Genomic DNA, 25,360 nt, shown 5'->3' with positions numbered 1-25,360 from the left:
AGCCCCAAAAATCTTCCGAACATGTCGATCAGATGATGCTCCATCGATATCGCATTGATCGGCATCTGCAATGCCTGCATCAAACACCGCAACCTACTTCAGACAGCGTTGACGGGCGCCGCAGGCGTCGGCCCCCTTCACCTGCCGATCGCCCGTCCTGCATACCCACGCCGACGTACCGGGCAAATCGGCCCGCCACAATGAACCGGAATTTAAGATGTAGAAATTATACTGCAATTTTTATATGAATAATGTAAGGCATCTATTGTAATTGCACCTGCATTCATTTCGAATCCGAGCCCGCCTTTCTCACCAGAAAAAATTACCGTCTCAATGCCATTTCCGTCATTTATTCGGATGATTCGCACCCGCCAGCGGCTGGCACACCAGCGGCGCAAGACTGACATCACCGAAATGATTAATGATTTGGATTTTCCAATATGGAAATACAATAACCGGATACGATTTTCACGAAATAACCGCCAACATAAATCTACAACCAATATACAAATCAATATACGAATTTACATTTGTTTGTTTTTCGCGAGTTGAAAATTTGCGTTCCGCTCAATAGAATCGATCAATCAGAGACATGCGGCCGACACTTCAATCGGCTTACCTGGACATTCATGAATTCCCCCTTTGCGTCCCCCGATCCGCTCGACGATGCCGAACGCGGACTTCGTCAGGACGAGTTCTTTTTCCTCCTGCAACCCAAGTTCGCACTCCGGGGGATTCGTCTGGCCGGGTTCGAATGTCTGATGCGCTGGCATCATCCGGCGCGCGGCATCCTGGAGCCGGCGTCGTTCATCAGCCTGATCGAGGATTCATGCCTGGCCACCCGCTTCACGGACCTGCTCACCCGGCGCGCGGCGCACCTGCTCGCGCAGTGGAAGGCAGCCGGTCGCGGCGAGTTGTCGCTCGCGATCAATCTGTCTCCGTCGGAGCTGGGGCACGCGGATTTTCCCGCGCAGCTTTCCGCGCTGCTGACGTCGCTCGCGCTCGAACCGGCTCGCGTCGAAATCGAGCTGACCGATGTCGTTCCGCCTGCCCGGCTCGACTGGCTCGTGGAGGCCATCCACGCGACGCAGGCAATCGGCGTGCGCGTCGCGCTGGACGACTTCGGCGCAGGCTTCAATTCGCTGACGCTGTTGCAGCAGTTGCCGGTGGATATCGTCAAGTTCGATCGCTCGCTGATCCGCGATGTCCTGCAGAACAGCGAATCCATGCGGGTTGTTGAAACCCTGGTGCACATCGCGCAAGGTCATGGCAAGCATATCGTGATGACCGGCATCGAAACCGCCGAGCAGTTCGAGTGGGCTGGCACGCTGCCGGACGTCGACGGCCAAGGCTTCTACCTCGGCGAGCCGCTGCACGAAGCGGCGGTCGCGACGTTCATCACCGATTACCATGCGCGGATCCCCTCGTAGCCCTGCGTGCACCGGTCGCGCCATGGGCGACGGGTAGGCGCCATTCGTGCTTCAGGCTCGCGGCTGCATGCGTCATGCGCCGGGCCGGTATGCCGGACGCCGCAGCATCCCGGGATTCATCCAGAACATCGACGGCCATCTACGCTCCGATCGGGCTGTTTGTTCGCGCCGCTCTGTGCGACGTGCAGCCAGCATAGAACGGCGGCCCGAGCGCTCAAAGTGAACTTTTGTCACTTTCGCGAGCATTTCCACAGCGCGCCCACATTTCGGGAAAGGCGCCGATCGGCCGCGCACCGGCGCGCGCCGGTGCGTCGCGCGTGAATCACCAGCGAATCAACGCCGAGCCCCACGTGAAGCCCGAGCCCATTGCGGGCGTCAGGACGAGGTCGTTCTCCTTGATGCGCCCGTCGGATACCGCTTCGCTGAGCGCGAGCGGAATCGACGCCGCCGACGTGTTGCCGTGTTTGCTGACGGTAAGCACGACCTTCTCCATCGGCAGATTCAACTTCGTGCCGACGGTTTGCACGATGCGCTGGTTCGCCTGATGCGGAACGATCCAGTCGACGTCGTCCCGGCTCAGGCCATTCGCCTCCAGCGCTTCCTGCGACGCGTCGGCGAGATTGACCACCGCATGCAGGAATACGTCGCGGCCCTCCAGATGCATCTTGCCGGCGCTCTGCGTCGACGACACCCCGCCGTCCGTGTGAATCTTGTCCCAGTACCGCCCGTCCGAATGCAGATGCGTGGAGAGCACGCCGCGCGGCTTGTCGCCTTCGCGCCGTTCACCGCGCAACACCAGCGCGCCCGCACCGTCGCCGAACAGCACGCAGCTGTTGCGGTCCTGCCAGTCGACGATACGCGACATCGTTTCCGCGCCGATCACCAGCGCTGTGCGCGCCTGGCCGAGCCGGATCATGTTGTCGGCGACCGAAAGCGCGAAAACGAAACCGGAACAGACGGCCTGCACATCGAACGCGGCGCCGCGCGGCATGCCGATCGCCTCCTGAACACGCACGGCCGTCGCGGGCATCGTGCGGTCCGGCGTGCAGGTCGCGAGCACGATGAGATCGACGTCCGTCGCGGCGATCCCGGCGTGACTCAGTGCGGCGCGGGCCGCGCCGATCGCGAGATCGGACGTGTTCTCGCCGGGCGCCGCGATCCTGCGTTCCTTGATGCCGGTGCGCTGCGTGATCCACTCGTCCGTGGTGTCGACCCTGAGCGCGATGTCATGATTCGTCATGCGGTGCTCGGGCAACGCGGAACCGCAGCCGACGACGCGCGACGTCCAGTGGCCCGCGCGATTGATTTCCACCATCTTCTGTACTCCGATCAAAGTCGATGACGCGCCGGCCGCCCGATATCTCGAACCGGCGCCGTGGCGTTACCAGCTTCCGACGCTCGCATCTTCGCCCGGCCTGGCGGCAGCGCTCGTGTCCTGCCGTTGCAGCGAGACGAGATGCTCGGCCAGCGCATTGAAGGTCGGATAGTCGTAAAGGACGGTATCGTCGATCTTGATGTTGAGCCGCTCTTCGAGGAAGAACGCGAGTTCGACGGAATGCATCGAATCGAAACCGGCGTCGGCGAAGGTCTGTTCGAGATCGGTCGGCACCTGCAGATTGTTCGCTTCGGTCCACTCCTGGATCCACGCGAGAATGGTTGCGGCGGTGACCGTCGGCCCGTTGACGGTGGCGGCTTGAATGTGATCGCTCATGGCATCGATTCCTTGAAGTCGGGTTGAGAACGATGAAGGCGCGGCGGCGACGCCGCACCGGGAAAACGGCAAGGGAGCGTCTATGCGGGCGTCGCGCGCATCAGCGATTCTGGCTCGGCATGCGGCTCATCGGTATCGCATCCACCGAAAAGGTGCGCCAGGCGCCGCACCGAAGGTTCACGCACGATGGAGTTGTGGTCGTCATCGAACACGCTGACCGTGACGCCGCCGCGCCCGAGACGGCCCAGTTGCTGCTCTGCCAGCATGCTCGACATCCCGCGCTTGTCGCGTGCAGCGAGCGCGTATCCGATGCGCGTTTGCACCTGTTGCGGGTGATGGCGTGCGAGCGCCACTGCGCTCACGGCATGCAGCCGCGCGATGTGGTCGAACATCGCGGGCTGGGCCCGGCGGCGCACGTCGGCGAGATAGAAGTCCTGGTCGAGCATTGCATCGAAACGCGGGTCGGCCAGCCATCGCTCGACTGCCTGCGCGCCGTCGTCCGGCGCAAGATCAGCGGCCAGTGCGCGCAACCGCGTGGCGAATTCGCCGTCGTGGAGCGGGCTGTCGACGATCATCAACGGCGGGGCGCTCTCGCCCTCCGACTCCCACTGCGCGGCCATTTCGTGCGCGACGATCCCGCCGAACGACCAGCCGCCGAGCAGATCGGGCTGCCTGCCGTGCGTCGCGAGCAGCGCCGCGCGATAGCGCGACGCCAGTTGCGCGATCGAAAGATACGCGGGCGCATGGCCCTGGTCCGCGTACGGATGACGGATCGCGACGACCGTCGGATCCCCCGGCCATGAGGCGGCCAGTTCCTGATAACACAGCACGTTTCCACCGACCGGATGCACGAGCGCCACGAGCGGCCCGCCCCCCTCGCGCAGCGTCACGACGAGGCCGACGTCACCGCCCGCTCCGGCCGGTCGTCGCGGATCGGTCGCGAGGACTTCGCGAGCAGGCGCGTCACCGTCCGTCGCGGCGAACCACGCCGCCAGCGTCTGGAGCGATGCGCCGCGCGCCAGCATGGCGATCGGCGGCATCTTGCCGAGCCGTTGATGCAGGCGGACCCGCAGCTCCGTCAGCGCCAGCGAGTCGAGCCCCTGGCCGACGAGCGAAAGCCCGTCGTCGAGCACGACGGTATCCGGGGCGACCGCTGCCGCGATCGTGCGCAGCGTCGCGACCATCTGCGCCGCGCCCGCCGGTGCCGCGTCGGCGCGATCGGCCGCGCTCGAATGCGGCGACCGGGCCGCCTCGCTCGATGCGACGCCGCTTCGTTGGCGCACCGGGCCGCGCCCCGCTTCGGCGAGATCGGGGAACGGCAGCTCGAAACGCTCGGTGTCGAACGCGTAACCCGGCGCTTCGGCCGGCTGCGGCGCATTGCCGTACAGCTTGTGCCATGCGATCTTCTGCCCTTCGCCGTAAAGACGTGCGCAGCCATGGGCAAAGCCGGTCGCTTCGGTTTCCTCATCGCCTTCCGGGCCGTCCGCGAGCGACGCGATCGCGCATTGCCATTCGCCGCCCGCGGCAGCGCGCGCGAGCTTCGACAGCGCCGCGCCGGGTCCCACTTCGACGAAGAGCGTCTTGCCGTCCGAGGCCGCGAGCAACGCGTCATGAAAACGCACCGGCTGTTCGACGAGATCGAGCCAGTGCTCGACGCCGGCGATCGCATCGGTCGCGACGGCGCCCGTGAGGGTGGAGACGAGCGGAATCGACGGCGGCGCGAACGTCAGCGGTTCGAGCGCACGCCGGAACGCTTCGCGCATCGAACGCAGCATCGGCGAATGGCCCGGCGTGTCGTAGGTCTTCAGCAGCGACACGCGTTTGCCCGCCGCGACCATCGCGTCGTGCACGCGCGCCACCGCTTCCTGCGTACCGCTCACGACGGTCTGCCCCGGCCCGTTGATGCCGGCGACGAACAGATCCGTCCCGAACGCGAAGCGCGTGGAGAGTTCGTCGGCCGCGGCAGCCACCGCGAGCATCGCGCCGGCCGGCGTCGCGGTGTCGAACAGTCGGCCACGTGCCTCCACGGCGGCGAGGCCGTCGGCGAGCGACATCACGCCGCCGATCACGGCGGCCACGTGCTCGCCGAGCGAATGCCCGATCAGCAGGTCGGGCTGTACGCCGAGTTCCATCCAGGTACGCGCGAGCGCATAGCACACGACGAAGTGGGCCAATTGCCCCGGATGATGACGCACCGCTTGCGCGCTGCGGCCGACGATCGCATCGAGCACGTCGCGCGCCGTCTCGCCGCCCAGCAGGCGCAGGCACGCGTCCGCGTGTTTGCGGAACAGGCCGTTGCCGTGGTAGAGATTCCCGCCGACGCCCGGCTGCCATGCGCCCTGACCGGGCACGAGAAACGCGACGCGGGGCTTGCGCGGCGGTTCGCCCGCATGCCAGTTCCCGGACGGATCGCCCGCGAGGAAGGCGTCGAGCGCGTCGATGAAATCCGCTTTCGTCGTGCCGACCAGCGCGACGCGATGATCGAAATGATCGCGCCGGACGTTCGACGTGTGACACGCATCGCGCAGCGGGACGGACGTGCCCGCAAGCCACGCCCGCCATGCCGCCGCGACACGCCGCCGCGCGTCCGGCGAGCGCCCGGAAAGCGTCAATACGCGTTCGCGCTCGATCGGCGCACCGGCGTCCGATACGAGCGCCGGCGCGGACAGAATCAGGTGGACGTTGGTCCCGGTGATGCCGAAACCGCTCACGCCGACCAGCGTCTCGCCTTCGCCGAGCGGCGTGCCTTCGCGCGGAATGGCGAGCTGCGCGCCTTCCCAGTGAAACCGCGGGTTCGGCGTCTCGAAGTTCACCTGCGCGGGCACGTGCCGGTGTCGCAGGATCAGCATCGCCTTGATGAAGCCGGCCATGCCCGCGGCGCCCTCCAGATGCCCGAGCTGCGACTTCACGGAGCCGACGAGGATCGGCTTGTCGCGTGCGACGGCACGCGCATAGACGTTACGCAGCGCGGAAAGCTCGATCGGATCGCCAAGCGCCGTGCCCGTACCATGCGCTTCCACGTACGCAACCGCTTCCGGCCGAACGCCCGCCCGCATCATCGCCCGGCGAATGACGGCTTCCTGGGCCGCGCCGTTCGGCGCGGTGAGACCGTTGCTCGCTCCGTCGCTGTTGACGGCCGACCCGATCAGCACCGCATCGATGCGGTCGCCATGCGCGAGCGCGTCGTCATGCCGCTTCATCACGATCACGCCGCCGCCTTCGCCGCGAATATAACCGTCGGCGCTCGCGTCGAACGGACGACATTGCCCGGAGATGGACATCGCCTGGAGCCGCGCGATGCCGATCGTTTCCTCCGGCCCGAGGATCAGGTTCACGCCGCCGGCGATCGCGACGTCGCATTCGCCGCCCTGCAGGCTCTGCGCGGCGAGATGGATCGCGACCAGCGACGACGAACAGGTCGTATCGACGAAGATCGCGGGCCCGCTCAAGCCCAGTATGTGCGCGACGCGCCCGGGGGCCATCGCGCGCAGGTTGCCGAGCTTCGAATAGGTGGTGATGCGCGATGGATCGCCGGACCAGACGGTGCGCCGGCCATAGTCGGCCTCGCCGATCGTCATGAAGACCCCGACGTTCCTGCCGCGCAGCCGGCCCGGCGCGATGCCCGCGTTCTCGAGCGCCGCCCATGCGAGTTCGAGCATCCAGCGCTGCTGCGGATCCATCTCCATCGCCTCGGCCGCCGAGGTGCGGAACAACTTACGGTCGAAGCGGAACGGATCGTCGACATAGCCGGCCACGCGCGAATACGTGGTACCGGGCTCGTCCCTATCCGGCGAATAGAACGCATCGACATCGAAGCGTTCGCGCGGCGTTTCGCGGATCGCCGTGCGTCCGGAATTCAGCAGCGTCCAATAGCTCGACGCACAGGACGCGCCGCCCGGAAAACGGCACGACATGCCGATGATGGCGACCCGTTGCGCTTGCGTGTTTGACTGGTTCATACCGTCCTCTCGGCGGGAAGGGTTCATCCGGCCTAGTGGCGGTTCGCCGCGGCGAGATCGTCGCTGCTGCTCGCCTGGACGAGCACGGCCATGTTGCCGGGCAGGTGCCGGTTCTCGCGGATCTTCGCGTGCGCGTCCGGCAGGCGGCTCCATGGAAACACTTCCGACAGGCACGGGTCGATCTTGCCGCTCATCACGAGCCGGTTGGCCTGCGACGCTTCCTTGAGGTTCGCGAAGTGGCTGCCCTGAATGCGTTTCTGGCGCATCCACACGTAGCGCGCATCGCAGGTCAGGTCGTAGCCGCTCGTCGCCGCGCAGAACACGACCATGCCGCCACGTTTCACGACGTAGCAGGACGGGGCGAACGTATTGCGGCCCGGGTGCTCGAACACCATGTCGACGTCGCGCTTTTCGCCGAGTGCAACCCAGATCGCCTTTCCGAACTTCTTGACTTCATCGACATAGGCCGCGTACTCGGCCTTGGCATCGACGGGCGGCGGCGCGCCCCAGCACGAAAAATCCGAACGGTTGATCACGCCCACCGCGCCGAGCCGCTTGACGAACTCGGCCTTCGACGCATCGGAGACCACGGCGACGGGGCGTGCACCTGCCAGCGCCGCGAGCTGGATCGCCATCGTTCCGAGCCCGCCCGCCGCGCCCCACACGAGCACCGATTGCCCCGCGGAAAGCACGTGCGGCTTGTGACCGAACAGCATCCGGTATGCAGTCGCGAGCGTGAGCGTATAGCAGGCGCTGGCGGCCCACGTGAGGTGTTTCGGGCGCGGCATCAGCTGCGTCGACTGCACGCGCGCGAACTGCGCGAACGAACCATGCGAGGTTTCGTAACCCCAGATGCGTTGCGACGGGGACAGCATCGGATCGCCGCCGTTGCATTCCTCGTCGTCGCCATCGACCTGGGAGCAGTGCGCGACCACCTCGTCGCCGACCTTCCACTTCTTCACGTTCGACCCGACGGCCCATACGATGCCCGCCGCATCCGAGCCCGTGATGTGATACGGATCGTCATGCAGGTCCAGCACCGAGAACGGCTGGCCGAGCGCCGCCCACACGCCGTTGTAGTTGACGCCGGCCGCCATCACGAGCACCAGCACGTCGTTCGGGCCGAGCGACGGCACGTCGACGATTTCGTTCGTGAATGCGTGCTGCGGCTCCCCGTGGTTCTCACGGCGAATCGTCCACGCGTGCATTTTCTTCGGCACGACGCCCAGCGGAATCGCGCTGCCGATGTCGAACAGTTCCGGCGCGTTCCTTCTCGTTTCGACAACCAGATCTATCGTTTTGGTATCCATAACAATATTCATGAAAGAGTTGATCCGATAAGCGTTGTACTCGCGCTAGGCCGCCCGTGACGCGGTCGTGCGCATCACGTCGCGGCCATCCCGCCGTCCACCGACAGCGCGGTGCCGGTCATGAACGAGGACGCGTCGCTCGCGAGGAACGTGACCGCCTCCGCGATTTCCTGTTCGGTCCCCAGCCGGCCGACCGGATGAAACGCCTTGATCTGGTCGGTCATGCCGGTTTCATCGAGAAACTTCTCCACCATCGCCGTCGCCACGAACGCCGGGCAGATCGCGTTGACACGGATATTCTGCTTCGCATATTCGAGCGCGGCCGCTTTCGTCAGCCCGAGGATGCCGGCCTTCGACGCGTGATAACTGCAACCACCGAATGCCGATGCCACGAGGCCATACGTGGACGACATATTGACGATCGCGCCGCCGCCCGCTTTCAGCATTTCCGGAATTTCGTATTTCATCGAAAGGAACATCCCTTTCAGATTGATATCCATCACGTAATCCCAGCTCGCCTCGTCGGTATCGGCCACGGCTTTGCCGAATGCCTCCACGCCAGCGTTATTGAACGCGATATCGAGCCGGCCGAATTCACGTACGGTCTGCGCGACCATGTGCGCGCAATCCTCCGCGCTGGACACGTCGGTCTTCACGAACAGCGCCTCGCCGCCCGCGCGGCGGATCTCTTCGACGACGGCCAGACCTTCGTCGATGCGGCGCGACGCGATCGCGACCCGCGCGCCTTCGCCGGCGAACAGCAATGCCGTGGTACGGCCGATACCCGAACTTCCCCCGGTCACGAGGGCAACCTTTTGATGAAGCTTCAGCATCGTATTCTCCAGTCGCGTTGATATGCAGGCCCCGTCATCACCACCCCAATCTTTTTCAGATCGAATCGCAAATGAATCGTCGGTTCTTGACGGGATGGATTCTAGACGGCGAAAACCCTGCGCCGATGAAAAGTGAAAAAAGTTCAAATTTGATTGTCGGACGGACGAATATCATCGCTGACGTCACGACACTTCACCTTCAATTCATCGGCCTCCTATGCGCGCGAATACGATCACCCGGCATGAACTCGGCATGTCCGTCATTCACGCGATCGGCGACGAAGGCTTCGTCGACCTGAGCGCGGCGCTCGAGCGTCTCGACCCCGATTTCAAGCGATTGCTCATCGAGGGCGCTTATGCCGACATCATCGCGCGCCCCAACCTCTCGCTGAAGCATCGGGAACTCGTCACGGTCGCGGTGCTCGCGACGATGGGCAATACGGATGGTGCCCTGAAATACCACGCGGGCGGCATGCTGAATACCGGCTGGGCGCCGCATGCGGTGTTCGACGCGGCGTTCGAGACGCTCCATTACGCAGGCGTGCCGGTAGCCATGGCCGCGATGCGCCACATCGTAGCGTTGTTGCGCGAGCGTGACATCGATATCGGCCTCGACGTCGATCTTTTCAAGGATTCCGAAGCGGCGATCGCCACGCTGTTGCAACGCCGGCCACGGCCATTCAATGCGCTGACGCCGAAGGAGCGCCGCCTCACCGCGCTCGCGATCGTCATCGCGTGCGAAAACCGGCACGACGCGGTTCGCGTCCATGTGAACGCCTGTTTGCACGCTGGCTGGACGCGCAGCGAGCTGACGGAGGTATTGATTCAACTGACCGGCTATATCGGCTGGCCGCTCATCCTGCCCGTGTCCCGCATCGTGCTCGACGTGTTCGATGCGTTCGGTGCGCTCAACGGCGCGCAGGACGGCTCGGCGGAGATCCAGGCGAACGCGCCGGCCGAGCAGCATGCGCTGCAACGCGACCTGTGTCCGCCGCCAGCGGTAGGCGGCTTCGCGGACATGTCGTCTGCCATCGCGCGTGGCGTCGACCGGCTGGCCAGTGCGGCATCGGGCGACGAGCCGGTCGAGCATGCGAAAGCGCGCCACCTCACGTCAATCGCGTGCCTGACCTGCCTCGCGCGCAATGCCGATGCCCACTCGCTTACCACGCACATCGGCGACGCACGCCGGTCGGGCGCATCGCGGCACGAGATCGTCGAGACCATCGTCGGCGCACTGCCGCATGCCGGCGTGCTGGCCGTGCAATGGGCGCTCGCCGTGGCGCACCAGTCGTTCGCCTCGGCGGATCGGCACGCGGCGCGCGAGCACGGCAACGTGCTGGCCTGAAGACGAAGGCGCTCCGCCTCCCCCATACCATTCGGCACGAACGACACAGGAAACGACGATGAACGATGAAGGCGGATACGATCTCGAGGATCTCATGCCCGGCATGAACGCGTGCTTTTCGAAGACCCTTTCCGAGCACGACGTGCAGCTGTTCGCGAACGCGACCGGCGACCGGAACCCCGTGCATCTCGACGAGGCCTATGCGCAGCGAACGTTTTTCGGCGGCCGCATCGCGCACGGCATGTTGTCCGCCTCCGTGATATCGGCGGCGATCGCGACGCATCTGCCGGGGCCCGGCTCGATCTACCTGTCGCAGGATCTGCAATTCCGCCGCCCGGTCAAGCTGGGCGAAACGGTTCTCGCGACGGTGACGGTCAAGGAGATTCTCGCGAGCCGGCGTCGGGTCGTGCTGGAAACCCGTTGCGAAGTCGACGGCCTCGTCGTCGTGGAAGGCACGGCGGTGGTAATGCCCACGAATGCGGCGGCGCGCAGGAAGGACGCGGCGAGCGTGCAGGATCAGGCGGTTTGACGGCCGATCGAAGCGGGACTGCCGGCGTCGTCGCGCGCGCGACCCGCGATCACGCGAGCCCGCTTCGTCGCCGATGATCGACGCCTGACGTGCGACATGGGTACGGGCTCGGCCGGCCGCAGCGATCGCATGGCGACGCACCGGCGGGCCAGCACGTCGCTCGGCATCGTCGTCGACGGGACGATGTTCGCCGGCGCCCCCGTCGACCACGACGATTCAGCCGCACGGCCGCCACGCCGTCCCTGCCGTGCTACGCCTTTTTCGAATAGGCGCTGCACCAGCCTTTAGCATTGACCTGCTTGCCGCCGAAAATGGCGCACGGCCCCATCCCGGCGCCGGCCTTGCCCTGGAAGAACTGGCAGTTCGAGCAAGTCTCGCCCGCCTGGAGTTTCGGGAACTTCGCATGGTCGACCCGGCTGGCATCCGTCTTGTAGCCGAGCGTCCGGGCATTTGCATCGGACTCCTTCACGGCACCGGCACCGGCATCCGCCGCCGCCGCGCGGCGTCCCAAGGCCAGTGCGGATGCCAGAACGGTGGTGGTTGCGATAAAACGTCGGCGTGAAAACTTCATGGCGTCCTCCTCCATGTTTGCGTGAACGGATGTCCGCGAAGCGTTCGTCGTCCGTGAAGCAGCCGTCGAAGGAATCAGTGGAAGAACAGCGCCCGCATCCCGAACGTGTGATGCGCTTCCGCCGCCATCAGCACCATGAGCACCAGCAGGCACAACGGCGGGATCAGGATCGCGTACACGAGCGCCAGCCGCTCCCACATCATGTGCATGAAGATCGACACGATCAGCCCGGCCTTCGCGATCATCAGCACGACGATCAGCACCCAGCGCGGCAGGCCCTGCACGTTGAAGTAGTCGACCAGGTACGACAACGTGCTCAGCACGAACAGCAGGCCCCAGATCTTCAGGTAGAGGCCGATCGGATGCTGCTGGCCGTGTGCGGCGTCGGGTCGATCGGCGGGATCGGTGTGCTCCATGGCCTGCCTCACCACAAATAGAACAGCGCGAAGATGAACACCCACACCAGGTCGACGAAGTGCCAGTACAGGCCGGCGATTTCGACGATCTGGAAGTTGCCGTGTTCGGCGAAACCCGGCTGCCGGATCTTGCGTGCGATCAGCAGCAGGTAGATCACGCCGCAGGTCACGTGAAAGCCGTGGAAGCCGGTGATCGTGAAGAAGCACGCGCCAAACTGCGCCGCGCCCAGCGGGTTGCCCCAGGGCCGGATACCTTCGTGGACGATCAGCTTGGTCCATTCGAGGGCCTGCATCGACACGAAGCTCGCGCCCAGCAGCGCGGTCGCGAGCAGCAACGCGCCGGCGCGCCGGGCGTTGCGCCGGTAGCCGAAGTTGACCGCCATCGCCATGGTGCCGCTGCTGGTGATCAGGATGAACGTCATGATGGCAATCAGCAGCAACGGCACATCCAGGCCGCCCACCGTGAGCCCGAACACCTTGGACGTGTCGGGCCACGGCGCGGTGGTCGACATGCGCACCGACATGTAGCCGATCAGGAAGCTGCTGAAGACGAACGTGTCCGACAGCAGGAAGATCCACATCATCGCCTTGCCCCACGGCACCTTGAAGGCTTCGCGGTCGGCCGACCAGTCGGTGACGATGCCGCGCCAGCCGTCGGGCCGGGCGTCGGCGGGCGGGGCCGCCGGCGATTCGGCGGCGGATTCGGTGTGCACCGTGGGCGAGGTCATGGCGCGGCTCCATACAGCGGCCCGCAGATCGCGGCGACGATCCCGGGTGTAAGCCACCACATCGCCGCCAGCAGCACGAGCCAGACCGCAAGCAGGAAATGCCAGTAAAGCGCGCACAGCGCGATGGCGCGCCGGGCCCGGAACGGGTCCGCGCGCCGGAGCTGCGCGATCGTCACGGCCCACGCCACGAGCCCGCCCAGCACATGCAACCCGTGCAGGCCCGTGAGCAGGTAAAGGAAGCTGTTGGACGGATTGACGGTGACGGTCTGCCCGGCCGCCGCCAGCATGTGCCAGGCGGTCAGTTGCCCGATCACGAACACGGCCGCCAGCACGCCGCCGCCCACCAGCCACGCCATGCGGTGCACGGCCGGTTGCCGGGCACGCTGCATCGCGACGCTTGCGAGCACCAACGCGCCGGTGTTCCACCACAGCAGCGCCGGATGCGGGATCGGCTGCCAGTCGGGTTCGCGCATGCGCATCGCATAGGCGAGCAGCAGCAGCGAAAACAACGTCGTGGCGACCGCCATGAACACGATCAGACCGATGCGGCCCGCGTGCGGCAAGCCGGGCGGCGCGTCGGGAACGAAGGGGCGCGGCAGCGTGGTCATTCGCGGGCCTCGCCGGGGTGAAGCGTCGGATGGACCGGTTCAGGCGCCGTCGCGGGCGGCTGGTTTTGCGGCACGAAGTCTGCCCCTTGTCCCGGCGGACTGTATTCGTATGCCCAGCGATAGACGACCGGCAGCGCCGCGCCCCAGTTGCCGTGCACGGGCGGCGTCTGCGGCGTCTGCCATTCGAGTGTGGTGGCCCGCCACGGGTTGCCGTCGGCACGCCGGCCGTGCACGAGGCTCCACGCGAGATTGAACAGGAACAGCAACTGCGCCGCCGCGACGATCAGTGCGACGACGGTGATGAACGTGTTGAGCGTCTGTGCCGAATGCGGAATGAAGCTGTAGCCCTGATACGCGTAATACCGCCGCGGCATGCCAAGGATGCCGAGATAGTGCATCGGGAAGTAGATCGCATAGGTGCCGACGAAGGTGATCCAGAAATGCGCGCGCCCGAGTCTGTCGTCGAGCATGCGGCCCGTCACCTTCGGGTACCAGTGGTAAATGCCGCCGAACACCACCAGGATCGGCGACACGGCCATCACCATGTGGAAATGCGCGACCACGAAGTACGTGTTCGACAGCGGGATGTCGACGCTCACGTTGCCGAGGTAGAGCCCGGTCAGCCCGCCCAGCACGAAGGTGCTGACGAAGCCGATGGCGAACAGCATCGGCACGGTCAGGTGGATATCGCCGCGCCACAGCGTCAGCACCCAGTTGTAGACCTTGAGGGCGGTCGGGACGGCGATGACGAGCGTGGTCGTCGCGAAAAAGAAGCCGAAGTACGGATTCATGCCGGCGACGAACATGTGGTGCGCCCAGACCACGAAGCTCAGCGCGCCGATGACGACGATCGCCCACACCATCATCCGGTAGCCGAAGATGCTCTTGCGCGCGTGCGTGCTGATCAGGTCCGACGCGATGCCGAAGGCCGGCAGCGCGACGATGTAGACCTCCGGATGCCCGAAGAACCAGAACAGGTGCTGGAACAGCAGCGGGCTGCCGCCGGCATGCTTGAGCGTCTGCCCCATCGACACCACGGCCGGGATGAAGAAACTGGTGCCGAGCGTCCTGTCGAGCAGCATCATGACCGCCGACACGAACAGCGCCGGAAACGCCAGCAGCGCCATGATGGTCGCGATGAAGATGCCCCACACCGTGAGCGGCATGCGCATCAGCGTCATGCCGCGCGTGCGCGCCTGCAGCGTGGTGGTCACGTAGTTCAGGCCGCCCATCGTGGCCGCGACGATGAAGATCGCCAGCGACACGAGCATCAGCACGATGCCCCATTCGACGCCCGGCGTGCCCGGCAGGATGGCCTGCGGCGGATACAGCGTCCAGCCCGCGCCGGTCGGCCCGCCCGGCACGAAGAAGCTCGCCGCCAGCACCAGCACGGCCAGCAGGTAAACCCAGTAGCTCAGCATGTTGAGAAACGGGAACACCATGTCGCGCGCGCCCAGCATCAGCGGGATCAGATAGTTGCCGAAGCCGCCGAGAAACAATGCCGTCAGCAGGTAGATCACCATGATCATCCCGTGCATGGTGACGAACTGGTAGTAGTGGTTCGCGTCGATGAAAGCGAACTTGCCCGGAAAGCCGAGCTGCAGCCGCATCAGGTCCGACAGCACGAGGCCCACCAGGCCGATGGCGATGGCCGTCAGCGCGTACTGCACGGCGATGACCTTGTGGTCCTGGCTCCACACATAGCGGGTCCAGAAGCTGTGCGGGACATGGTCGAGGTGCGCGTGGGGCATGGCATCCGCTCCGTCAGGGTTGGGCTGCGCTGCTTGCGGGGGCCGGCCCGCCTTGCGCCTTGATATAGGCCACCAGCGCGGTCAGTTCCTGCTCGCTCAGGTCGAAGCGCGGCATGATCGGCGAGAAGCCCTTCACGACCCGGGCGGTCGGATCGCGGATAAACGCGCGCAGGTAGGCTTCGTCCACCTTCGCGGTGCTGCCGTCGGCCATCGTTTCGGTCTTGCCGTACAGGCCCTTCCACGTCGGGCCGACGCGCGGCGTGCCGTCCACGGTATGACAGGCGACGCAGCCCTTGGCGGCCGCGAGCGTCTTGCCCAGGTCGGCAAGCGCCTGCGCGCTGCCGCCGGCCGCGGCGGGGGCGGCCTGCACGCGGGCCTGCTGCCGTTGGGCGAACGTGGTCTGCTGCGCCAGCCAGCGCGAGAACGCGGCTTCGTCTTCCACCACCACCACGCCGCGCATGGTCGAATGCCCGATCCCGCAAAGTTGCGCGCACAGGATGTCGTAACGCCCAGCCTTGGTCGGCGTGAACCAGAAGGTCGTCACCATGCCCGGCACCATGTTCATGCGCGCCCGGAACGGCGGGACGTAGAAGTCGTGCAGCACGTCGCGCGACCGTGTCAGGACCTGCACCGGCCGGTTGAGCGGCAGGTGCACCTCGGGTGTCTCGATCAGGTAGTTGTCGCGGCCGTTGGGGTCGGCGGGGTTCATGCCGAACGGGTTGTCGTTGCTGATGTAGCGCACGTCGGTCGTGCCCAGCTTCCCGCCGGGGCCGGCGAAGCGGAAGCGCCATTGCCATTGCTGGCCGAGCACTTCCATCTGCAGCACGTTGCGCGGCGGCCGGATGTAGTCGGCGTAGACGAACAGGCCCGGCGCCAGCAACGCCGCCACGCCGACGGCGGTCAGGCCGATCAGCCACCATTCCAGCGGCCGGTTGTGCGGCTCGTAGGCCGCGCGATGCCCGCTGCGGTGGCGATAGCGCACGAGCGCGACCACGATGAACAGGTTGATTGCGACGAAGAATGCGCCGGTGATGACGAGCGTGATCGTCAGCATGTCGTCCATGCGCACCCAGTTCGACGCGATGGGCGTGATCCACCACGGACTGGCAAAGTGAAACCCCACCGCCAGGATGACGATCAGGACCAGGGCAATCGCAAGGGTCATGGGCCACCTCGCTGCGTGTCGCTCTCCGGAGCCGCCGACACCGGGTTCCGCGTCTCCCGCGGGCGCCGCGTGTACAAGGTCGGCGCGGCGGGAAACGCGATGCGTCAGTCGTCCACGTTCCGCTTGCGCAATCGTTCCAGCCTGCCGTAGGTGATGGCCGCAACCACGCCGAACAACAGGTTGGCCAGCAACGGCCCGGCCCCCCGCTCGGAGACGAACCACGGGAACACGGCCGTCATGACGTAGAAGTTCCACCCATACGCGACGATCCCGAACGCCAGCCCGATGGCGGCTTCCATGCCCACGCTCGAATCGAGGCGGAACGGCGCCATGACCGCCGCGAGCATCATCCCCATGATCGCGCCGAGCACGTAGTGCAGCAGCAGCGCCATCGCCACGATTTCAAGGTTGAATTGCGTCATCTGGCTGAGCGCGCTGCGGCCCATCACCATCGCCGCGATCTTGTGTGTCGGTTGCCAGGGGCTTGCGCCGAGCACGAGCGTCGACCAGACGAATTCCAGCGCGATCACCAGCGCACCACCCGCGAGACCCGCCACGGCAGCGGCGACCCAGTCGGGCGTACGACGCGCCCAATGGTGCGATCGAATGTGCAGTTCCATACGACCTCCTTGTCGACGATTCGACGTCGACGCTTCGGTTCCGACGGCGTCACGCGCATCGGGCCGGCGTCCCTTGCGCGATTCGGCATGGCGGGCAGCGTTGCCGGCGCAACGTGCGAACGGCCCGCTGCGCGCGCGGCCCGCGGTGGCGGCCGTGCGTTCGACGCGACGCGTCGATGCACCCGCGTGTCGGGCGGGCCGGCCTGCTGTCGCGCGTCAGGGAAAGATCGGTGTCGTCGGCTCGGCGCCTTCCAGGTCCGCGTTCGGAAAATGCCGCGCGACCATCTCTTCGATTTCCTGCTCTCGCGATGCCGGCACGTCGGCCATGATCAGGATCTGGCCTTCCTGAATGGCGTCGCGAAATCGCTGGAGTCGCGCATTCGGCTCGGAGATGCCGATCATCGCGGCGGTCCACGCCCCGAAACCCGCTCCTGCCAACGTCAACCCGACGACGGCGCCGCCCGCGATCACGAGCTCCGCCGGCGGAAATACCAGCGCGACGAGGCCGATCAGCGCACCGGCCGCACCGCCGAGCGCGACGCCGCGCTCGAGCGCATGCACGACATCGCTGCTTTGCAGCAACGATGCTTCGGGCAACTGATCGAGTGTGACGCTGTGATTCGCGAGGACGTGGATGTGGCGCCAGATGATGCGCGCGCGCAGCAAGTCATCGACGATCGCCTTCGCCATCAGCGTATCGGGTACGAGGAAATAAAGGCGTCTCATGTTGACACCCCTTTTTGCAATCAATCGCACTTTCCATTCTATGTCAGCATCGGCGGCGCGCCAGGTGCGCGCGGGCCATACGGCGGCAATGCATGCGCGATGCGCCCGCGTGACATGCCAGGGCATGCGCCGCTGATTGAGAGGGGTGCTATCCGCGTTTGCGCAACGGCTCCAACAGGTGCCGCAAGCCGTTGTGATCGATTTCGTGCATCAACGCAAGCTGCCGGCCGATTTCGCCGTGCGGGAACCCTTCGCGGGCCAGCCAATTCAGGTAAGGCCCGGGCAGGTCGGCAATCGGCCGTCCCTTGTATTTTCCAAAGGGCATGGTGACGGTGACGAGTTGTTCAAGGTCTGGGGTTTGCATGCGGGTATTGTGCACGGCTTTCCGCTCGCGTCGGGGGCCGAGCGATCGAAGGCCGGATTCGACCCTTCACGGGAGGCCGAATCGTGACGCAGTTCCAGCGTGACGGCCATCGATCACCTCCGGCCGGCGGCGCCGGTTGCCCGTCGGATCAAGCCTCGGTGAATCCGGATGCGCCGGCCGGATTGACGCACGGACATTCGACGCGGCCGCCCTTTCGGCAACGACCTCACGGAAAGGCCGCTCCAAACCGCCCGCGCCCCGTTTCCGGCCTGCTAGACTGGAACTTCCCCCTGCAAACGATGGAGGGAATCATGTTGTCCGTCTACGTCGTGAAGACTGGCGAGCAATTCCTGTGTACCGCCGAGGATGGCGATATCGGCATGGCACCGGCGGTTGAAGATGCCACGTCGTTTCTTTCGTACGAAGAAGCGGAAAAGGCAGCGCACGCGCATGCCGATCCCGGATACGAAATCGTCGCCGTCTGCGTGCTCAGGCACTGACATGGCGCCCGCTTCCGGGCGCTCGGCGACGTGATGCGGCTGGCGGCTCCGCTGGCGCCATGTGACATCGGTGGCGCGATCGGCTGCGTACGAAATTCCCTGCGAACGGACGAATTGCGTGTCGTGATTCTCGCGATGGAGTCGCCCTGCGCATCAACAGTCCCACCGTGTACGGCGCACGCGCCTTTCCTGAAACGCCCGGCATCCGGCGCGCACGCCTCGTATGCGGCGCTGCCGGGAACCGGAGCGTCGTTGCTCCGATTTATCTATCGTCTGGGGCCTTTCATGCCCTCCGACTCCATGGCCGCATTCCACTCCTCATTCGCCTCGATCGGGTCCATCGCTTCGTCAACCGACGCCGTTGCGCGCTCGGCCGCCGCGATGGTTTCGTCTGCGTCGGAGGCGACATCGCTGTCGCCGTCGCCTGGGGGATGCAGCATGTCCTCGAGCATCGCGCTCAACTCCGACGTGTCCCATGGCAGCCCACGCCGGGTCCGATCCTTGATGTAGTGCCTCACTTCCGCGTCTTGCTCCACGGTCAGCGGCAGCCCTCGGAAGGTGCTTTGGGGGCCAGCGTCGATCATCGCATTCTCCTGTTTCTACGGCATCCTCAGTGTACTCGTCCATTGCGAACATGCGAGCCGCGATGGGTGCGCGCTTGCGGCGGATCAAACGTATGGGCTCGACAGGCGAACAGCGGCCTGGGTCGGTCATTCAGCGGCTCGGCCAGTTTGTCGGGGAGCCGCGAGCTGTTCATACCACTCATTTCCCATGGGGAAAACACGTGTCGCTGAACTGGAGAGCGTCGGGACTCACCCGCCTGCGTCTCCGGACGTCGCCTGCCGCAAGCGAGCCGTCCGGTTTCGACGGCCACGCCCGCAGCCATTCGCTGACAACCTCTCACTTCCGCAGCGAAATCTCCACGCGACGATTGCGCGCGCGCCCCTCCGCGGTATCGTTCGACGCCGCCGGATTGGCTTCGCCGTGACCGGTTGCGGCGAACGCATCCGCTTTCAGCCCGTGCTCGCGCAGATACCCCGCGACCGCATCCGCCCGGCGCTTCGACAGCGCCTGGTTGTGCGCGTCCGAACCGGTCGCGTCGGTATAGCCGTCCACTTCCACGCGCGAGAAATGCCGGTCGCCCTGCCGGTTCAGCAGCGTGTCGAGCGCGGCGGTGGCCGCGGGCGTCAGCACGGCCGAGTCGGTCGCGAAATACGCATCGCCGGTCAGGCTCACCTTCTCGGCCGACACGGGCGCCGGCGCAACGACCGCGGCGGCCGGCGCGGGCGCCGCACCGCACTGGAACACGATCGAATGCGGATCGGCGCCGTCGCGGTACGGCGTGGTGGTGTCGACCAGACGCACGGGCTCGTTGCCGCACATGCGCGTCGCGACCTTCATGCAGGTCTTCGCGGTCGACAGGATGCCGTGACAGTCGACCTGGAACGTCCGGATGCCGCTTCGCGACTGCAGTTCGTACGCGTTGTACGTCGGCCCCGACGCACTCGAACAACCCGCGAGGGCAACGACGGACGTCAGCAGGGCAAGATGGATGTTTTTCACTTGATTACTCCGAGAATGCGATGGGCGCAGCGTGCGCGGCGCGATGACGCGACCGCACGCGCATGCATTTGCGTTTGCGTTCGGCGCGGCCCGATCCGGCAACGCGTGCCGGAACGAACCGCTGCGCGCGATCACTTCCACTGATACAGCACGCCCGCGCCGACCACGCGCTGGCTGCCGGCGAAACCGCCGTTCAGCGTCGCCTTCAGGTTCTCCGTGACGCGCGCCTGCACGCCGACCGCCATCGCCTTCTGCCCCTGGAACGTCGCCGTGCCGACCCCCATCGCGAAGTTCGAATCGCGGTCCATGTGCGGGATCGACGCCATCGCGGCGGTCGCGGCGATCCCCTCGCGGGCCATCGAATCGGTCTGCTGGATCTGCTGCTGCATCTGCGTGAGCTGGTTGTTGACCGTGTTCAGGGACTGCGTGAACTGGTTCGATACCGCATTCAGCTGGTTCACGTTCACCGCGTCGGTGCCCTGCGTGCCGGCCGCGACGTTCACGACCTGCCGCGCCGAATCCGCCGAGCCGACCGCGACCACGTTCGAGCGGCCGCCGTCGTTGCTGCCCGCGCCGATCGCGGTCGAGTTGTTGCCCGCTGCGGTCGCGCCCACGCCGATCGCGGTCGAGCCGTTGCCGGACGCCGTCGAGCTGTTGCCGACCGCCGTGCTGTTCGAGCCCGACGCGACCGCCCCCGATCCGCCCGCCGACGAATTCGAACCGCTCGCCCCCGGCGGCACGTTGCCGCCGGGCGGGTTCGTCGTGTACTGCCCGCCGAGGTTGGTCGTGCGCTGGTCGATCAACGTCGTCAGCTGGTTCGCGACCGAATCGAGCTGCGACACGTTCACCGCGTCCGTGCCGTTCTTGCCGGCGGCCAGCCCGGTGATCTGCCGGTTGCCGACGTTCACTTCGCCGGCCGACGACTGCGGGCTGCTCAGCCCGTACGCGACGTAGTTCGTCAGCGCGCCGACGGTGGTCAGCGAACCGGCGCCGAGCGCGACGCTGTTCGCGAACGTCGCCGAGGCCCCTGCGCCGAGCGCAAGCGCATCGGTCGCGCTGCCGCGCGCCCCCGAGCCGAGCGCGACGCTGCCCACGCTGACCGCCACCGCGTTGGCGCCTTGTGCGACCGACTGCGCGCCGGTCGCCGTCGCACCGCTGCCCAGCGCGATCGCATCGGCCTGCGCGGCACTCGCCGCCTGCCCGATCGCGATGCCGCCCGGCGCAGTCTGGTCGACGATCGCGCCGTTGCCGATGCCCACGCCGTTGTCGCCGTTGACGACCGTCGTCGGCCCGACCGCGACCGATTCCGCGCCGACGGCGAGCGAATCGCCGGCCGTCGAATTCGCGTGGAAATATTTCTGGCCCGTGACCGCGAACGACTGCAGCGCGCCGGTCAGCTGACGCACCGTCACCGCGTCCTGCTGGCCGGTGCCGTCGGCGACGTTGGTGATCTGGCGGTACGTCCGGTTCGTCGCATCGCCGACCGATACCGCGCCGAGCAGCGTCTGGTCGGTCGTGTCGAACGGGATCGACGCACTGCCGTTGCGGATGATGCCGGAGGCGGGCGCCGTCGCGCGGTCGGCCACCGAACCGGAGCCGAGCGCGATGCTGCCGTCCACGCGCGAGATCGCGCTCGGGCCGATCGCGACACTGTCCAGGCCGCGCGCCTGGCTGTCCGGCGCGGTGGAGTTCGCGTGGAAGTACTTGATGCCGTTCGCGTTGATGTTGTCGATCGCCGAGCCGACGTTGTTGTTGATCGTGGTGGAGCCGTCGCTGTTGTACGTCACGTACGACGGCGCGGAGATGGTGCCGGTGGCCGGATCGTAGGTGGCGCCGCCGCCGATCGCGCCGGCCGTGCTGTTGCCGAGGTTCGTGTTGTTGTTCGTGATCGAGCTCAGGCTGGTCGACAGCGAACCGATGCCGGTCGACGTGGCGGTGGACAGCGAAGTCAGGTTGCTGTTGGTCGAGCTCAAGCCGGTGGACAGCGAGCCGACGACAGTCGAGGTCGACGTGGACAGCGACGTGATCGTGCTGTTGGTCGAGCTCAAGCCGGTGGACAGCGAGCCGACGACGGTCGACGTCGACGTCGACAGCGACGTGATCGTGCTATTGGTCGAACTCAGGCCGGTCGACAGCGAGCCGACGACGGTCGACGTCGACGTGGACAGCGACGTGATCGTGCTGTTGGTCGAGCTCAGGCCGGTGGACAGCGAACTGATGCCGGTCGACGTGGACGTGGACAACGACGTGATGCTCGACGCCGTCGACGTCGACAGCGAATCGAGCGCCGTGTTCGTCGCGGCAAGCTGCGAGCCGTTGATCGCGTCCGTGCTCGCCGAACTGATCCGCCCGGCCGCGACGTTGGTGATCTGGCGCTCGCTGCCCGGTTTGCCGACGCTGACGACGCTGGTCGGGTTGACGCCGTTGAAGGTGTACGTGACGCCGCCGATGACCGCGCTGGCCGTCGGGTTCGGCGCGGCCGTCGTCGATCCCGAGCCGAGCGCGACATCGTTTGCGTTGTTGGCCACGGCCGACGCACCGAACGCGACCGCCCCCGCCGCCGCTGCCGTCGACGTATTGCCGAGCGCGAGCGAACCCGTGCCCTGCGCGTTGTTCGTATTGCCGATCGCCACCGCGCCGTCACCGTTCGCGGTGTTGTTCGAGCCCATCGTGACCGCGCCGGTGCCGATCGCGCTGCTCGGATCGCCGATCGCGACCGCGCCGTTGCCGCTCACCGTCTGGCCCAGGCCGAGCGCGACGGCACCGATGCCGCCCAGCACCTTCGAGTTGTTGCCGCCAGCGATCGAGCCCGCCCCCGCGGTGGCGGCGACCGAGTTCGAATCGCCGATCGCGACGGTCGACCCGGCCGCCGCGACGCTGTTGATGCCGACCGCCGTCGCATTCGTGGCCGACGCCGTCGCGCCGGGGCCCAGCGCGCTGGACGAAACGCCGGTCGCCAGCGACAGATTGCCGAGCGCGGTCGCGAACTGCTGCGTCGCGGTCGACTGCACGCCCATCGCGATCGAACTGACGCCGGACGCGTTGGCGTTCAGGCCGAATGCCAGCGCATTGTCCGCGCCGGCCGACGTGTTCGAGCCCATTGCGATCGAACTCGTGCCGAGCGACTGCGTGCCCGAGCCGGGCACACCGGCGGTGCCGCCCCAGCCGATCGCGATCGACGAGGTGCCCTTCGCGCCGCTGTTGACGCCCATCGCGACGCCGGAATTACCGGTCGTCAGCGCCCCGCTGCCAACGGCCACGCCTGCCGCGCCCGTACTGGTCGACTGGTTGCCGAGCGCGACGGAGCCCGTGTTCGTGGCATGCGACGCATAGCCGAGCGAGACGCTCTGCGCACCCGCCGCACTGGCACCGAGCCCCACCGCCGCCGCGTACTGACCGGACGCCAGCGCGTTGTTGCCCAACCCGATGGCGGACACACCGGTCGCCGCCGCGCCGCTGCCCATCGCGACCGTGCCGCTTTGAGTCGCGCTCGACAGGTTGCCGATGGCGACCGAGTAGTCACCGGAACCGATCGCCTGCACGCCGAGCGCCGAACTGTTGACGCCGGTCGCCTGCGCGTTGATGCCGACGGCCGTCGAAGCATCCGCCATCGCATGCGCGCCCGGGCCCAGCGCCGTGGCCGACACGCCTTGCGCCGTCGACAGGTTGCCCAGGGCGGTGGAATTCTGCTGCGCGGCAGTCGAACCGACGCCGATCGAGATCGATGTCACGCCGCCGTTCGCGGTACCGCCATCCGGCGCGTACTGCGCATGGGCGCCCACATGGAACAACGCGAGATACGCGGACGCCATCAGCATGGCGAGCCGTCGCGGCGTAGGCATACTCGCATGCGTCGAACCGCCCGCGCTCGCGGCATGCGCCGACGCGTCGAGCGACGACGCGACACGCTTGCCGCGCGCGTGATCAAGTTCCGAAGCCGCAACCCAGGCCCCCAATGCTTCGTTCCAGATCGACTTGAACGACTTGTTCATCTTGTATTCCCTCGGTTCTCATGTGCTGGATGACGCAACAGCGAACGCGGCGTCAGGCGCAGCGCGGACCCTCTGCGCTTTTGCCTGTCTCGCGACGTCTCGCCTCTCACTTCGCATAACTAATCAAAACCACGAACAACGTTGCCCGACACGCTCGCCCTACATCGCGAGTGCACGACAGATCGCCGCGCATGCCCGTTCGGCACGATGCGCGACGGCGAAAATCCGGTTATCGATTCACGGAAGTCGACATCGCCTGCCCGGCGGCGACACGGCGCACGACGCGTCGCGAATCCGCACGCGCGCACACCGTCGCACCCACCGAGGGGCGACTTCGAGTCTCATTGGAAAAGCGTCGCTCGGACGCTGGACGAACGGACGCCGGCCCGCACCGCGGGCGGCCCGTCATCTTTCATTCAGGCGGCGAAAGGCGCCATGCTGTCCCCGGATCTGAAGCATGCGCCGCCGGATCGCTGACGCTGACGGCCGGCACCGGATCGATCGACCCGACGCCCTGACCTGCCATGCTTGTCATGTTCATATTTTTCGTATCCGCCTGATTCGATAGAGCACCGTGCGCGGTCTCCGGGATCCATCACACTGCCCGGCAGCCCGCGCGAAGTCACTCACCCCTTTTCCGTCCGGCGGGCCGCCGGCTTTTCCGGATTTCCGGAAAAAACCGGCCACTCACCGAACGACCCCGGCACCGAATTAATCGATCGAATTTGCTTGACGATTTCTTGTCGCCCGATGCCTCACACCCAGACCCATCTCGCCACTCCGCGACTCATCTTGTATACCGAAAAAATCCGCGAATTATGACGATTGCATTACCCTCGTGCCCGTTATTCTTTTGTTACCGACCTCTCACCATCCGGGAATTTCATCATTGACATTGAATATCGACCACCCATAAAGCGACGGCGACAGTAATTTTTGCGGCAGCCTGAAACATTCGAAGAACCGATTCCAGCCGCTCTGGGGCTAGTGTGCCGACATTCGTCCAAACAAACCTTTTCCGTAGCGGAAAAATACTTTTCCGGAGCGGACGGCATTTACATTCATACATATTTGCAGGAAATTCGATTTCCCATAAAGAGGGGTGTCGGCCAGGATTCCACCATAATTTAATCGACCGACAAGGCATCATCGAATTCGATTTACACGATCACCATCGAATTTCGACACCGTCAGCATAAATCCAGAATACGGGCCATTTCCATTACCGGCGTCATTTAA

Annotated in this window: 21 protein-coding genes; 4 read left to right on the top strand and 17 right to left on the bottom strand. The window is 65.9% G+C overall.

What is annotated here, in order from left to right; translation table 11 throughout:
* Positions 1 to 629 precede the first annotated feature (629 nt).
* Positions 630 to 1,430, top strand: a complete 801-nt coding sequence (locus J8I33_RS19305) for an EAL domain-containing protein (RefSeq protein WP_209938712.1) — start codon at positions 630 to 632, stop codon at positions 1,428 to 1,430.
* 322 nt (positions 1,431 to 1,752) lie between these two features.
* Here J8I33_RS19305 and J8I33_RS19300 read toward each other — a convergent pair whose 3' ends face one another.
* From J8I33_RS19300 to J8I33_RS19280, 5 genes are all read right to left on the bottom strand, one after another.
* Positions 1,753 to 2,745, bottom strand: a complete 993-nt coding sequence (locus J8I33_RS19300; protein ID WP_089490075.1) for a beta-ketoacyl-ACP synthase III — start codon at positions 2,743 to 2,745, stop codon at positions 1,753 to 1,755.
* 66 nt (positions 2,746 to 2,811) lie between these two features.
* Positions 2,812 to 3,141 (bottom strand): acyl carrier protein, encoded by a 330-nt coding sequence (locus J8I33_RS19295; RefSeq protein WP_089490076.1) that lies wholly within the window; start codon positions 3,139 to 3,141, stop codon positions 2,812 to 2,814.
* 80 nt (positions 3,142 to 3,221) lie between these two features.
* Positions 3,222 to 7,127: a type I polyketide synthase gene (locus J8I33_RS19290; protein WP_245172213.1), complete on the bottom strand. Its 3,906-nt coding sequence runs from the start codon at positions 7,125 to 7,127 to the stop codon at positions 3,222 to 3,224.
* A gap of 5 nt (positions 7,128 to 7,132) precedes the next feature.
* Positions 7,133 to 8,410, bottom strand: coding sequence for a crotonyl-CoA carboxylase/reductase (ccrA, locus tag J8I33_RS19285; RefSeq protein ID WP_209938710.1), 1,278 nt, complete (start codon positions 8,408 to 8,410; stop codon positions 7,133 to 7,135).
* A gap of 74 nt (positions 8,411 to 8,484) precedes the next feature.
* On the bottom strand, positions 8,485 to 9,243 hold the full coding sequence (locus tag J8I33_RS19280; RefSeq protein ID WP_124555198.1) for a glucose 1-dehydrogenase: 759 nt from the start codon (positions 9,241 to 9,243) through the stop codon (positions 8,485 to 8,487).
* Between the two features lie 253 nt (positions 9,244 to 9,496).
* On the opposite strand from J8I33_RS19280, the gene J8I33_RS19275 reads away from it, so the two are divergent.
* Complete coding sequence (locus J8I33_RS19275) at positions 9,497 to 10,588, top strand: carboxymuconolactone decarboxylase family protein (protein WP_209938708.1); 1,092 nt, start codon at positions 9,497 to 9,499, stop codon at positions 10,586 to 10,588.
* A 58-nt stretch (positions 10,589 to 10,646) separates the two neighbouring features.
* Positions 10,647 to 11,117 carry a MaoC family dehydratase gene (locus tag J8I33_RS19270; RefSeq protein WP_124555073.1) on the top strand — a complete coding sequence of 157 codons (471 nt, stop codon included), beginning with the start codon at positions 10,647 to 10,649 and terminating at the stop codon, positions 11,115 to 11,117.
* Between the two features lie 250 nt (positions 11,118 to 11,367).
* Here the strand turns inward: J8I33_RS19270 and J8I33_RS19265 are convergent, their stop codons facing one another.
* The 9 genes from J8I33_RS19265 to J8I33_RS19225 form a co-directional block, all read right to left on the bottom strand.
* Positions 11,368 to 11,688, bottom strand: coding sequence for a high-potential iron-sulfur protein (locus J8I33_RS19265; RefSeq protein WP_209938705.1), 321 nt, complete (start codon positions 11,686 to 11,688; stop codon positions 11,368 to 11,370).
* 74 nt (positions 11,689 to 11,762) lie between these two features.
* Positions 11,763 to 12,104, bottom strand: coding sequence for a cytochrome C oxidase subunit IV family protein (locus tag J8I33_RS19260; RefSeq protein ID WP_050013531.1), 342 nt, complete (start codon positions 12,102 to 12,104; stop codon positions 11,763 to 11,765).
* Between the two features lie 8 nt (positions 12,105 to 12,112).
* Positions 12,113 to 12,832: a heme-copper oxidase subunit III family protein gene (locus J8I33_RS19255; protein WP_124592623.1), complete on the bottom strand. Its 720-nt coding sequence runs from the start codon at positions 12,830 to 12,832 to the stop codon at positions 12,113 to 12,115.
* The gene (locus J8I33_RS19250; RefSeq protein WP_209924234.1) at positions 12,829 to 13,440 is read right to left on the bottom strand and encodes a cytochrome c oxidase subunit 3; all 612 of its coding nucleotides are present in this window, start codon (positions 13,438 to 13,440) and stop codon (positions 12,829 to 12,831) included. Before J8I33_RS19250 ends, J8I33_RS19255 begins: the two co-directional genes overlap by 4 nt.
* Complete coding sequence (gene ctaD, locus J8I33_RS19245; RefSeq protein ID WP_124592621.1) at positions 13,437 to 15,191, bottom strand: cytochrome c oxidase subunit I; 1,755 nt, start codon at positions 15,189 to 15,191, stop codon at positions 13,437 to 13,439. The genes J8I33_RS19250 and ctaD overlap by 4 nt, the downstream gene beginning before the upstream one ends.
* A gap of 13 nt (positions 15,192 to 15,204) precedes the next feature.
* Positions 15,205 to 16,356, bottom strand: coding sequence for a c-type cytochrome (locus tag J8I33_RS19240; protein WP_209938684.1), 1,152 nt, complete (start codon positions 16,354 to 16,356; stop codon positions 15,205 to 15,207).
* Positions 16,357 to 16,460: 104 nt separating this feature from the next.
* Positions 16,461 to 16,976 (bottom strand): hypothetical protein, encoded by a 516-nt coding sequence (locus tag J8I33_RS19235; protein ID WP_089490082.1) that lies wholly within the window; start codon positions 16,974 to 16,976, stop codon positions 16,461 to 16,463.
* 216 nt (positions 16,977 to 17,192) lie between these two features.
* Positions 17,193 to 17,702 (bottom strand): DUF1269 domain-containing protein, encoded by a 510-nt coding sequence (locus J8I33_RS19230; protein WP_124555199.1) that lies wholly within the window; start codon positions 17,700 to 17,702, stop codon positions 17,193 to 17,195.
* Positions 17,703 to 17,850: 148 nt separating this feature from the next.
* Positions 17,851 to 18,066, bottom strand: a complete 216-nt coding sequence (locus J8I33_RS19225; protein WP_050013538.1) for a DUF3820 family protein — start codon at positions 18,064 to 18,066, stop codon at positions 17,851 to 17,853.
* A 311-nt stretch (positions 18,067 to 18,377) separates the two neighbouring features.
* Here J8I33_RS19225 and J8I33_RS19220 point away from each other — a divergent pair, with 311 nt between their 5' ends.
* Positions 18,378 to 18,566, top strand: coding sequence for a hypothetical protein (locus tag J8I33_RS19220; protein ID WP_050013539.1), 189 nt, complete (start codon positions 18,378 to 18,380; stop codon positions 18,564 to 18,566).
* A gap of 266 nt (positions 18,567 to 18,832) precedes the next feature.
* On the opposite strand, the gene J8I33_RS19215 is transcribed toward J8I33_RS19220, so the two are convergent.
* The 3 genes from J8I33_RS19215 to J8I33_RS19205 form a co-directional block, all read right to left on the bottom strand.
* Positions 18,833 to 19,150, bottom strand: a complete 318-nt coding sequence (locus J8I33_RS19215; RefSeq protein ID WP_050013540.1) for a hypothetical protein — start codon at positions 19,148 to 19,150, stop codon at positions 18,833 to 18,835.
* 316 nt (positions 19,151 to 19,466) lie between these two features.
* On the bottom strand, positions 19,467 to 20,129 hold the full coding sequence (locus J8I33_RS19210; RefSeq protein ID WP_209938682.1) for an OmpA family protein: 663 nt from the start codon (positions 20,127 to 20,129) through the stop codon (positions 19,467 to 19,469).
* 131 nt (positions 20,130 to 20,260) lie between these two features.
* Entirely contained in the window at positions 20,261 to 24,121 is a 3,861-nt protein-coding gene (locus tag J8I33_RS19205) for a YadA-like family protein (protein WP_209938680.1), read from the bottom strand.
* Between the last annotated feature and the right edge of the window lie 1,239 nt (positions 24,122 to 25,360).

Origin of the sequence: Burkholderia sp. AcTa6-5 (genome assembly GCF_017815075.1) — a bacterium.
In the GTDB taxonomy this organism is placed as follows: domain Bacteria; phylum Pseudomonadota; class Gammaproteobacteria; order Burkholderiales; family Burkholderiaceae; genus Burkholderia; species Burkholderia sola.
Note: the sequence above shows the minus strand (reverse complement) of the source record. Positions and strands in the feature narration are given on the sequence as shown.